The organism is Streptomyces sp. NPDC002825 (assembly GCF_040295385.1).
In the GTDB taxonomy this organism is placed as follows: domain Bacteria; phylum Actinomycetota; class Actinomycetes; order Streptomycetales; family Streptomycetaceae; genus Streptomyces.
Window position 1 is genome coordinate 117,658 of sequence record NZ_JBEOVH010000010.1, and the last position, 11,802, is coordinate 129,459.

Genomic DNA, 11,802 nt, shown 5'->3' on the forward strand with positions numbered 1-11,802 from the left:
GTCAGCGGCCTCCGTTGCGGCGTCGCAGGCCGAGGGAGCCTCGGTCGCCCGCGCGGGTCAGCTCCTTGGCCGGCTGTCCGGCCGCCTGGACCAGGCCCAGTTCGCCCGCCAGGGTCCACAGTGCCTGCTTGACGGTCGACTTGGCGTCGAGTTCGTGGAGGCGGCCCGCGTCGACGACCGCCGCGAGCTCCTTGAAGTTGGCCGGGACGGCGACGCCCGCGATCCGGGTGCCGGTGATCTTCTGGACGAGGGGCGGCTGGATCTCGGTGGAGCGGTGGTGGCGGTTGACGAGGGTGACCGTCTCCTCGGCCTTGCGGACCTGGAGCCGTTCCCACATCCGTACCGTCCGCTTCGCCGCGCGGACCGCCACCACGTCCGGGGTGGTGACGAGGAGCGCGGTGTCGGCCATCTCGATCGCCGCCGCGTTCGCGCTGTCGAGCCGGGAGCCGCAGTCGAGGACGACGACCTCGTGCCGGCCGCGCAGGGCGCTGACGACCTGGCGGGCGGCGCGGTCGGTGACCTCCTCGCCGCGCTCGCCCTCCGCCGGGGCGAGGAGCAGCGAGAGCCCGGTCTCGTGGACGTACACGGCGTCCTGGAGGACCCGGGGCGAGATGTCGGCGATCGACGCCAGGTCGGCGACGGACCGGCGGAACTGCACGTCCAGGTACGAGGCGATGTCGCCGCTCTGGAGGTCCATGTCGACGAGGGCGACGCTGCGCCCGGAGGCGCGGGCGGCGAGGGCGAGGTGGACGGCGGTGAGGGTGGCGCCGACGCCGCCCTTGGCGCCGCTGACGGTGACGACGGTGCCGCCGGGGCCGGTGATCCGCTCGGCGCCGCCGCCGAGGTGGCGGCGGACGCCCAGGGACCACTGGGCGGCGGCCTGGACGCGGCTGGCGAGCTCCTCGTATCCGAGGGGGAGGGTGACGAGGCCGCGGGCGCCGGAGTCCATGGCGGCGGAGAAGAGGACGGGGCTGGCGTCGGCGGTGATGAGGACGACGCCGACGGCGGGGAAGCGGAGGGCGACCTCGCGGACGAGCTCGAGCGCGGGGACGGGCCCGATGCGCTCGTGGACGAGGACGACCTCGGGGAGTTCGTCGAGGGAGGCGGCGGCGAGCCGCGCGAGGGTGTCGACGAGCTGGGTGGAGTCGGTGACCGGCTGGGCGGGTTCGGCGTCGGGGAGCTGGCTGAGCAGCGTACTGACGGACCGGGCCGCGTCGGGGTCGCCGACGGCGGGCAGGATCCTGGTGGTCATACCGGCCTCACCTGTCCTTGTCGAGCGTGTAGGTGCGGTCGCCCTTGTCGGCCGGGGAGCCGCCCGGGGTGCCGTCGGCGGACGGGGCGACGAGGGCGAGGCGTACGTGCTCGGCGAAGGACTCCGCGTACGCGACGCGCTGGGTGTCGAGGGTGGAGAGCGCGAAGGTGATGGGGACGGTGGAGGTGGCCCGGCCGGCGCGGTCGTTGCTCTCTGCGGCGGGGGTGAGGCGGCCGACGTCGAGGACGCGGGCGCCGGCGACGATCATCCGGGACTGGTCGGGGTCGCCCTTCTTCTCGCCGGCGAAGGTCGCGTAGATGTTGACGGTCGAGCCCGTGTAGATCTTGCCGGCCACGCCCGTGGCGGCGTCGATCATGATCGCGATCTCCTGCTCCCCCGGTTTGAGCTGGGGACGTTCGACGATCATGTCGGTCTGGAGGAGCGAGCCGGCCTTGAGCGGGGTGACGGCGATCCTGCCCTCGATCTGGCGGAGGTCGGTGACGGCGGTCGAGGAGAGCCAGCGCTCGGGCATGGTGATCTTCTCGAAGTCGTCCGCCTTCAGGGGCCTGTAGGGAGCGACGTCCTCCTTGACCCGGTACGCCGTGGTCTCCGGGCCGACCTTGGAGTTCACGTCGCTGATGACGGCGAGGACACCGGCGAACGCGCCGAGGGCGCACAGGACGGAGAGCAGCAGCAGGATCACGCCGCGGCGCTGGCGGGAGTTCATGGCCGTACTTCCTCGGTCGGAGACGTGGGGTGGTCGCGGTGGCGGTGGCGGGGCACGGGGCCGTCCCTCACGGCAGCGCGGCGCGCGCGGAGCGGGCACCGGGCCCGAGGGCGCGGGTCGCAGGGTCGGCCTGTGCGCCGGGCCCGAGGGCGCGGGTCGCCGGCTCGGCCCGTACGCCGGGCCCGAGGGCGCGGGCCTGCCCGCCGTACTGCGTGTCCGGAGGGGCCGGCGGGGCCAGCGGGGCGGCGCAGAAGCCGCAGCGGTCGCCGATGAGGTCCATCCCGCACCAGTGGCAGGTCTCGCGCCGTACGGAGGAGACCAGCTGGTGGAGGACGGGCAGGTCGGGCAGGTACGCGGCGAACTCGACGAGCTTGCCCGTGCCCCACCAGCCGGGCGAGGACGCGGGCAGGGCCGCCTCGTGCACGGGTCCGGGGATCCGCCAGCGCGGTACGAGGGTGGTCGTCGGCCAGTCGGTCTGGAGCTGGCCGCGGGCGAGGAGGAGCTCCGTGGCGAACTCGGGTCCCGCGAGGGGTTCTTCCGAGGCTCCGATCCGCACGATCTGCGGTGTCGGTCCGGCGAGAACGGCGAAGTGGGCGCCCGGGAGCCAGCTCTTGAGGTGGGAGCCGAGGCTGACGGGGACGCGGTCGAGCCGGGAGACGGAGCCGAGGACGGCGCCGGCGTAGATGTAGTGGGCGAGCAGCCGGGCGGCGGTGGCGAGGACTCCGGGGCTGAAGTCGCAGGCGGCGAGCTGCCGCAGCTGGCGGACGAGGACGGCCGCGCCGAGGGGCGGCAGATCGGTCCTGACCAGGGCGATGCGGTCGCTCTCCAGGAGGGCGCGGACGGCGTGCAGACGGTGCTCGACGGCGGTGGGCGCGGACGTGGGGCAGACGACGACCACGTGTCCGTACCGGGCGAGGAGCTGCTGCATGTCCGCGAGGGAGGCGTCGAGGGGGCGGCCCTCGGGGGGCGGGAGCACGGCGGCGTGCGGGGTCCCGGGGTCGGCCGCCGGCAGCACCAGGTCGGCGCCGGTGACGGCGATCGCTGTCGGCACGTCGGACCCCCCGTCCCCTCCGGCCTCCGGTGTCCCGGGGGCCGCGGATCACTTACCGCGTTCGCGGCGTCACCGCAGGGTGCCGCCGTCTCTGCACCTTATCCACGTCCCGCGGGGTGGTGAACACACAATCCGCCAAGCTGCCTCCTTTTGTTGCGCCGCCGGTCATCGCGGTCCCCGGCCCCCGTTCGAACGCCCCTCCCTGCCGCGGGTATTGACAACGCGATTGGTCTGGACCAACTTGTTCCGACAGACAGCGGTGGCCACCGCCGGTACCCCGTACGACGACGTACGGCACCTCCACCTCCCCAACTCCCCCACCGGAGGATGCACGTGGACCGCACCACCCCCCGCCCGTACGGACGGCGCCGGCTCGCCGGAGCCCTCGCGCTCGCCGTCGGCTCCGGGCTCGTCCTCGTCGGCGGAGCCGGCACCGCGCAGGCGGCGGACATCAACGTCGCCAAGAACGCCGGGTTCGAGAACGGCCTCACGAACTGGTCCTGTTCCGCCGGCAGCGGCGCCGTCGTCTCCTCGCCCGTCCACACCGGCACCGGCGCCCTCAAGGCCACCCCCGCCGGTCTCGACTACGCCCAGTGCGCGCAGACCGTGACCGTGAAGCCCAACTCGACGTACACGCTGAGCGCCTGGGTCCAGGGCGGCTACGCCTACCTGGGCGCGAACAACACCGGGACCGGCACCGGCACCGTCTCCACCTGGACGCCCGACAGCTCCACCTGGAAGCAGCTCACCACCACCTTCACCACCGGCGCGAGCACCACGTCCGTCGAGATCTGGACCCACGGCTGGTACGGCACCTCCCCCTACCTCGTCGACGACGTCAGCGTCTTCGGGCCCGACGGAGGCGGCGGCCAGGACCCCGACCCGGTCGTCCCGGCCACCCCGGCCGGTCTCGCCGCCGGCACGGTCACCAGCAGCTCCGTCGCCCTGAGCTGGGGCGCGGTCAACGGCGCCACGGCCTACAAGGTGTACCGCGACGGCGCCAACCCGCAGACGGTCACCGGCACCTCGACCACCGTCACCGGGCTCACCGCCGACACCGCGTACCAGTTCCAGGTCTCCGCGACGAACTCCGCGGGCGAGTCCGCGAAGTCCGCCGCCGTGACGGCCCGCACCGCCAAGGCCACCGACCCGGGCCCCGGCCCCGCCGTGCCCAGGCACGCCGTCACCGGCTACTGGCAGAACTTCGACAACGGCGCCACGAAGCAGAAGCTGCGCGACGTCCAGGCCGCGTACGACATCATCGCCGTCTCGTTCGCCGACTCGACGGCCACGCCCGGCCAGATCACCTTCAACCTCGACCCGGCCGTCGGCTACGCCTCGACCGCCGACTTCAAGGCCGACATCGCGGCCAAGAAGGCGGCCGGCAAGTCCGTGATCCTCTCGGTCGGCGGCGAGAAGGGCAACGTCACCATCAACAGTGACGCCACCGCGACGGCCTTCGCCGACAGCGCGTACGCCCTCATGCAGGAATACGGCTTCAACGGGATCGACATCGACCTGGAGCACGGCGTCAACGCCACGTACCTCACCAAGGCGCTGCGCCAGCTCTCCGCCAAGGCGGGCTCGTCGATGGTCCTGACGATGGCCCCGCAGACCATCGACATGCAGAACACGAGCTCGGAGTACTTCAAGACCGCGCTCGCCGTGAAGGACATCCTGACGGTGGTCAACACCCAGTACTACAACAGCGGTTCGATGCTCGGCTGCGACGGCAAGGTCTACAGCCAGGGCTCGGTGGACTTCCTCACCGCGCTCGCCTGCATCCAGCTCCAGGGCGGCCTCGACCCGTCCCAGGTCGGCCTGGGCGTCCCCGCCTCCACGCGGGGCGCGGGCAGCGGCTACGTCGACCCGCAGATCGTGAACAACGCGCTCGACTGCCTGACCCGGGGCACCGGCTGCGGGACCTTCAAGCCGGCGCAGACCTGGCCGTCGCTGCGCGGGGCCATGACCTGGTCGACCAACTGGGACGCGACGGCCGGCAACGCCTGGTCGAACGCGGTGGGCCCGAAGGTGCACGGTCTGCCGTAGCGGAACCGGTCCGGACCCGGCCCGACCCGGTCCGGACCCGGCTCCCGACGTGACAGTGCAGCGCCGCCGCTCCCCCGGCCGCGCTGCACTGTCCGTTCTACGCGGGCAGGTAGTGGCGCAGCACCGGGTCGAGCAGCCGGATCCAGTCGTCGACCCGGGAGGGGCGGCGGCCGTCGAGCTCGCAGTCGTAGACCGAGCCGTCGTAGAGGGTGACGGAGAGGCGCAGCACCCGGCCGAGCCGTACGCGGTCGTACCGTACGGCCCCGATCTCGCTCCAGAGGAAGTCGGCCTCCTCGCCGAAGAAGTGCAGGGACACCCCGCTCCCGTCGACGGCGATCCCGGAGTTCCGGTCGGCGGCGGCGAAGTCCGGCGCGGGCGGCGGCGGGACGAGGGGCGGCGGGGGCACGTAGAGGGTGGCGGGATGCGGTACGGGGGCGGGCGCCGGTACGGGTGCGGGGACGGCGTCCTGGACACCGGCGGACCACGAGGACGGCACGGCGTCGACGGGCCGCGACGCGACCCGGGGATCCGGGACAGCCGGAGACGCGGGGACCACCGGAGGGGCAGAAGCCACCGGAGAGTCAGGGACCACCGGAGTCACTGACACCACCGGAGGCGCGGAAGTCCCCGCCCCGACCTCGTGCGGCGTCCCCGCCAGCTCGTCCATGACGGCGTCCGGTGTGGGCCGTTCGGCGGGGTCCTTGGCGAGGCAGCGCCCCACGAGTTCGCGCAGGGCCTCCGGCACGGCGCCGAGGTCGGGGGCCTCGTGCACCGAGCGGTACATGAGCCCCATCGGCGTGCCGGCCCCGAAGGGCCGCCCGCCGGCCGCCGCGACGAGGACGGCGCCGAGCGCGAAGACGTCGGCGGCGCCGGTGACCTCCTCGCCGAGGGCCTGTTCGGGGGCGAGGTAGCCGGGGGTGCCGAAGGCGTTGCCGGTGGCGGTGAGCCGGGTGGACTCCAGGGCGCGGGCGATCCCGAAGTCGAGGACGCGCGGTCCGTCGGCGGCCATGACGATGTTGCCGGGCTTGAGGTCGCGGTGGACGAGCCCGCAGGCGTGGATGGCCTCCAGGGCCTCGGCGAGCGCGGCGCCGAGCGAGCGGAGCCGGGCCTCGTCCATGGGGCCCTGGGCGGTGAGGAGTCCGGAGAGGGTGGGGCCCGGGATGTAGGCGGTGGCGAGCCAGGGGGCCTCCGCCTCGGGGTCGGCGTCGACGACCTGCGCGGTGTGGAAGCCGCCGACCTGGCGGGCCGCGGCGACCTCGGCGCGGAAGCGGGCGCGGAAGGACGGATCGGCGGCGAGTTCCGGCCGGGCGACCTTCACGGCGACGGCGCGCCCGCCGCGCGATCGGGCCAGATAGACGGTGCCCATGCCGCCTTCGCCTAGCTTGTGCTCGATGACGTACTTACCGATGAGGGTCCCCACGGGGGACAGTATGGCCGAACTCCCCATCTTGACCCGTCCATGACATAGCCGGACGATGTGGCCGGACAGTCACGCGCCCGGACGCACCACCTGTCGGACAGTCACACCACCGGGCCTCCGCACGACTTGGTCGCACTCCCCCACACTCCCACCAGGAGACAGCATGCGACGTCCCATCCGCGGCAGAAGGACCGCCACCCTCGCGGCCCTCGTGGCGTTCGCCCTCGCGGCGCCGCTCTCCGCCCTCAGTACGCCCGCCGGGGCCGACCCGGCGCCGACCGCCGCCCGTATCGCGTCCGGGGCCGAGGAGGTGATCCGGCAGTACGAGATCGCCGGACCCTCCACCGTCGCCGCCCGCAGCGCGCTGACCGCCACCGGCGTCTCGATCGACGAGGTCGACGCCCGCTCGGTCGTCGTCAGCGCCAACACCGAACAGCTCGCGCGCCTCAAGGCCCTCGGCTACGAGCCGGTCGCCCTCCCGGGCCCGCCGAACCGCAACACGGACGCCGACAGGACGGCCGGCCCCCTCGACTTCCCCTCGGCGGACGCGAAGTACCACAACTACGCCGAGATGAACGCGGAGATCGACCAGCGCCTCGCCGCCTACCCCTCGATCATGAACAAGCGGGTCATCGGCAAGACGTACCAGGGCCGGGACATCGTCGCCATCAAGATCAGCGACAACGTCGCCACGGACGAGAACGAGCCCGAGGTCCTCTTCACCCACCACCAGCACGCCCGCGAGCACCTCACCGTCGAGATGGCGCTCTACCTGCTGCGCGAACTCGGCGCGGGCTACGGCACGGACTCCCGCATCACCAGCATGGTGAACAACCGGGAGATCTGGATCGTCCCGGACCTCAACCCGGACGGCGGCGAGTACGACATCGCGAGCGGCTCCTACCGCAGCTGGCGCAAGAACCGCCAGCCCAACGCCAACTCCTCCTACATCGGCACCGACCTCAACCGGAACTGGGACTACAAGTGGGGCTGCTGCGGCGGCTCCTCCGGCACGAAGAGCTCCGAGACCTACCGGGGAACGGCCCCCGAGTCGGCCCCCGAGGTGAAGGTCGTCGCCGACTTCGTCCGCTCCCGGGTGGTCGGCGGCAAGCAGCAGATCACGGCGGCCATCGACTTCCACACGTACAGCGAGCTGGTCCTCTGGCCCTTCGGCTGGACGACGGCCAACACCACCACCGGCATGACCCAGGACGACCGCGACGCCTTCGCGACCGTCGGCGGCAAGATGGCCGCGAGCAACGGCTACACGCCCGAGCAGTCCAGCGACCTGTACATCACGGACGGCTCGATCGACGACTACCTGTGGGGCGCGCAGAGGATCTTCGCGTACACCTTCGAGATGTACCCGTCGTCCGGCGGCGGCGGCTTCTACCCGCCCGACGAGGTCATCGAACGCGAGACGAGCCGCAACCGCGACGCGGTCCTCCAGCTCCTGGAGAACGCGGACTGCATGTACCGCTCGATCGGCAAGCAGGCGCAGTACTGCGCGGCCTGACGAACCGTAGGTGACTCGGAGTGCCCCGGCCGTCCCGTACGGCCGGGGCACTTCTCAGTCGAGGACGGCGAGGGCGTCGATCTCGATGAGGAGGCCGGCGGGGAGGCCGACGTAGACGGTGGTGCGGGCGGCGGCGGGGGCCTTGAGGTTCTGGTCCTCGAAGTACTGGTTGTAGATCTCGTTCATCTCCGCGAAGTGGTCCACGTCCGTGAGGTAGACGCGCATCATCATCACGTCGTCCCAGCTCGCGCCGCCCTCCTCCAGGATCGCCTTGACGTTGGCGAAGGTCTGGAGGGTCTGCTCGCGCAGCGTCGGGCCCGCGACCGTCGGGGCCTGGCCCTCGACGGCGGGCAGGAAGCCGACCTGGCCGGCGACCTGCAGGATGTTGCCCTTCCGGACGCCGTGCGAGAACTTCGCGGGCGGGGCCGTGTGGGTGGCGGGGGTGAGGGCGATCTTCTCGGTCATGCGGTGTCCTTCGTAGCGGGCTTGCCGGAGTACTCGCGGCTGACGGCCTCCGCGGTGCTGCGCACCTGCGGGAGGAGGGTGAGGAGTTCCTCGGCGGTCACGACCACGTTCGGCGCCGAGACCGACATCGCGGCGACGACCCGCCCGTCGGCCCCGCGGATGGGCGCGCCGACGCAGTTGATGGACTCCTCGTGGCCGCCGAGGTCGGTGGCCCAGCCCTGTTCGCGTACGGTCGCCAGCTCCTTGAGGAAGGCGGCGGCGTTCGGCGTCGAACGGGGCGTGTACGGGGGGTAGTCGAGCTTCGCCGCGACCGCGCGGCGCTCCGCCTCGGGCAGGTCGGCGAGGAGCAGCTTCGCGACGGCGGCCACGGTGATCGCGACGGGCTTGCCGATCCGCGAGTACATGCGGACCGGGTAGCGGGACTCGACCTTGTCGATGTAGACGACCTCGCCCTCCTCGTACACCGCGAGGTGGATCGTGTGCCCGATCCGCTCGTTGAGTTCGATGAGGTAAGGGTGCGCGATCTCGCGGACGTCCAGGTTCTCGACGGCCTCCTGCGCGAGGGCGAAGAGGCGGGCGCCGAGGCGGTAGCGCTGGTCCTGCTGCCGGTGGACGAGCCCGTGCTCGTGGAGCGTGCGCAGCAGCCGCAGGGCCGTGGACTTGTGCACGCCGAGCCGCTCGGCGACCTGCCCGAGGTCGGCGGGCCCCTGGGCGAGCAGCGGCAGGATGCTGAGCGCCCGGTCGACGGTCTGGCTCATGGCGTACGTACCTCCTGGTCGTCCCCCGTCCAGCCGGGGCCGAGGTGAAGTGTGCCCCAGGCGGCGTCGTCGAGCGCGACGAGGCGGTCGGCGTGCTCCCGGCGGGGCGGCGCGGCGAAGTCCCCGGGCACGGTGAGCGCGGCGGCGGCGGCGAGATGCCCGTGCCGAAGCCGCGCGTCCATGCGGAGGCCGCGGAGGGTGCCGGACAGAAACCCGGCGACGAAGGCGTCGCCGGCACCGACGGGGGAGAGGACGGTGACGCGGGGGGCCGGGGTGTGGGTGACGGTGTCGCGCCCCACCCCTCCCCCTACGCCTGGCGGCGTGGGGGGACCCCCACTTCCCGGAATCGGGGGCTGAACGTCAGCCCCGCCGGCGTTCGAGGCGCGGGGTGCGGGGCGGAGCCCCGGGGTGGGGAAAGAAGCCGCGCGGCGCTCGAACGCCACCGCTCCGCCACCGCCCCCCTTCACCACCAGCACCGCCGGCTCCGGCAGGACCGCACGGACCCCGGCCGGGTCCACCGCACCCCACAGCGCCTCCGCCTCGTCCGCCCCCACGAACACCACATCCGCCCCCCGCGCCAGCTCCAGCAGCACCTCGGCGGCGCGCCCGTCGTGCCACAGGCCCGTCCGGTGGTTCACGTCGAACGACACCAGCGGCCGGCCGGCCCGCGGCGCCGTGAGCTCGCGCATCAGGGCCAGGCAGTCCGCCGAGAGCGCCGCGGTGATGCCGGTGACGTGGAGGATGCGGGCGCCGGCGACCGACTCGTACGGGACCGTCGCGGGCGACATCGCCGACGCGGCCGAGCCGGCTCGGTAGTAGACGACCTCGTGCGCCGCGGTGGCCCGGTCCTCGTCCGTGCGGAAGTACGCGCCCGTCGGCCGGTGCGGGTCGCGCCCGACCGCGCCCACGTCGACCCCGTACCCCGCGATCGTGTCGACGAGGTGCTCCCCGAAGCCGTCCCGGCCGACCCGCCCGACCCATTGCACCCGGTGGCCCGCGGCGGCCAGCGCGCAGGCGACGTTCGACTCGGCGCCGCCGATCGCGCGGGTGAAGGAGGGGACGTCGGCGAGGCGGCCCGGCCGGGTCGGCAGGAAGGCGACCATGGATTCGCCCAGGCACACGACGTCCGGGGGCGGCGACACGCGCGCGGGTCCGCTCACTCCCGGGCTCCTCCGACTCGTACGGGTCCATTGACCCGGCCTTGGCCCGGATGTTAGACAGCCGTCAGCACCATGCGCAATGAGCGTTGCACATTCCGCAACGGTCGTTCCGCAACGCCCCACGATGAGGAGCCCTCATGCCCGACCTGGCGAACGAGCGCGTCGACCACCGCTTCAAGGCGCTGCCCCCGGACGCCGAGGGCCTGACCGTCGGCGAGCTCTCCGCCCAGCGGCGCAACCTCTTCACCGGCGGCTACACGACCCCGGTCCTCGCCCTCTCCGCCGAGTCCGTCGAGCACAACCTCCGCCTCCTGGAGACCTACGCCGAGCGCCACGGCCTGGCCTTCGCCCCGCACGGCAAGACGTCCATGGCCCCCCAGCTCTTCGACCGGCAGCTGGAGCACGGCGCCTGGGGCATCACCGCCGCCGTCCCCCACCAGGCCCGCGTCTACCGCGCCCACGGCATCGCCCGGATCTTCCTGGCCAACGAGGTCGTCGACCCGGTCGCGCTGCGCTGGCTCGCCGCCGAGCTCGACGCCGACCCCGCCTTCCAGCTCGTCTGCTACGTCGACTCCGTGCGCGGCGTCGAGCTCATGGACGAGGCCCTGCGCGCGGCCGGCGCAACCCGACCCGTGGACGTCGTCGTCGAGCTGGCCGCCGGCGCGACCGGGCGGACGGGCGTACGGACGGAGGCGGAGTGCGCGGTCGTCGCCGACGCCGTCGCGGCGGTCTCCACCCTGCGGCTCGTGGGCGTCGCCGGGTACGAGGGCACGATGCCCGGCGCCGACGCCGACAGCGTGCGGGAGTGGCTGCACCGCCTCGTCGGGCTCGCCGCCGACTTCGACAAGGCCGGCCGCTTCGACCCCGCCGTCGGCGAGATCGTCGTGAGCGCGGGCGGCAGCGAGTGGTTCGACACGGTCGCCGAGGTCTTCGCGGAGATCCCCGAGCTCTCCCTGCCGGTCCTCAAGCTGCTGCGCTCCGGCGCGTACGTCTCCCACGACGACGGCCAGTACCGCAACCGCACCCCCTTCAACCGGATCCCCGAGGAGGGCGCGCTCCAGCCCGCGTTCCGGCTGTGGTCGCAGGTCGTCTCCCGCCCCACCGACGGACAGGCCTTCACCAACGCGGGCAAGCGGGACGCCGCCCACGACCTGCACCTCCCCGAGGCGCACGTCGTCCGCGACGCCCGCACGGGCGAGATCCGCCCCGCGGAGGGCATCACCGTCACCGGCCTCTCCGACCAGCACACCTGGCTCGCCACCGCACCGGGCGCGGACCTGGAGGTCGGCGACTGGGTGGGCATGGGCCTGTCGCACCCCTGCACGATCTTCGACAAGTGGCAGCTGATCCCGGTCGTCGAGGCGGACGGCACGGTGGTCGACCACATCCGCACGTTCTTCTGAT

At 73.1% G+C, this 11,802-nt stretch carries 10 protein-coding genes; 3 read left to right on the forward strand and 7 right to left on the reverse strand.

The genetic code is table 11. The annotated features are described in order from the left end of the window. Position 1 precedes the first annotated feature (1 nt). From ABT041_RS15810 to ABT041_RS15820, 3 genes are all read right to left on the reverse strand, one after another. A complete protein-coding gene (locus tag ABT041_RS15810; protein WP_351184307.1) occupies positions 2–1,252 on the reverse strand; it encodes a CpaE/TadZ family protein in 1,251 nt (416 codons plus the stop codon). A 7-nt stretch (positions 1,253–1,259) separates the two neighbouring features. Next, a complete protein-coding gene (gene cpaB / locus ABT041_RS15815; RefSeq protein ID WP_351184309.1) occupies positions 1,260–1,979 on the reverse strand; it encodes a Flp pilus assembly protein CpaB in 720 nt (239 codons plus the stop codon). A gap of 67 nt (positions 1,980–2,046) precedes the next feature. Continuing rightward, entirely contained in the window at positions 2,047–3,030 is a 984-nt protein-coding gene (locus tag ABT041_RS15820; protein ID WP_351184311.1) for a hypothetical protein, read from the reverse strand. 327 nt (positions 3,031–3,357) lie between these two features. Here ABT041_RS15820 and ABT041_RS15825 point away from each other — a divergent pair, with 327 nt between their 5' ends. Then, a complete protein-coding gene (locus tag ABT041_RS15825; protein WP_351184313.1) occupies positions 3,358–5,079 on the forward strand; it encodes a chitinase in 1,722 nt (573 codons plus the stop codon). 97 nt (positions 5,080–5,176) lie between these two features. Here the strand turns inward: ABT041_RS15825 and ABT041_RS15830 are convergent, their stop codons facing one another. Continuing rightward, entirely contained in the window at positions 5,177–6,499 is a 1,323-nt protein-coding gene (locus ABT041_RS15830; protein WP_351184315.1) for a serine/threonine-protein kinase, read from the reverse strand. A gap of 163 nt (positions 6,500–6,662) precedes the next feature. On the opposite strand from ABT041_RS15830, the gene ABT041_RS15835 reads away from it, so the two are divergent. Then, complete coding sequence (locus tag ABT041_RS15835) at positions 6,663–8,015, forward strand: M14 family metallopeptidase (RefSeq protein WP_351184317.1); 1,353 nt, start codon at positions 6,663–6,665, stop codon at positions 8,013–8,015. Between the two features lie 54 nt (positions 8,016–8,069). Here ABT041_RS15835 and ABT041_RS15840 read toward each other — a convergent pair whose 3' ends face one another. From ABT041_RS15840 to ABT041_RS15850, 3 genes are read right to left on the reverse strand one after another with little or no spacing between them, the layout of a single operon-like run. Then, the gene (locus ABT041_RS15840) at positions 8,070–8,480 is read right to left on the reverse strand and encodes a RidA family protein (protein WP_351184319.1); all 411 of its coding nucleotides are present in this window, start codon (positions 8,478–8,480) and stop codon (positions 8,070–8,072) included. Continuing rightward, positions 8,477–9,238: an IclR family transcriptional regulator gene (locus ABT041_RS15845; protein WP_351184321.1), complete on the reverse strand. Its 762-nt coding sequence runs from the start codon at positions 9,236–9,238 to the stop codon at positions 8,477–8,479. Before ABT041_RS15845 ends, ABT041_RS15840 begins: the two co-directional genes overlap by 4 nt. Continuing rightward, complete coding sequence (locus ABT041_RS15850; protein ID WP_351184323.1) at positions 9,235–10,398, reverse strand: sugar kinase; 1,164 nt, start codon at positions 10,396–10,398, stop codon at positions 9,235–9,237. The genes ABT041_RS15845 and ABT041_RS15850 overlap by 4 nt, the downstream gene beginning before the upstream one ends. 137 nt (positions 10,399–10,535) lie before the next feature. On the opposite strand from ABT041_RS15850, the gene ABT041_RS15855 reads away from it, so the two are divergent. After that, on the forward strand, positions 10,536–11,801 hold the full coding sequence (locus tag ABT041_RS15855) for an alanine racemase (protein WP_351184325.1): 1,266 nt from the start codon (positions 10,536–10,538) through the stop codon (positions 11,799–11,801). Position 11,802 lies beyond the last annotated feature (1 nt).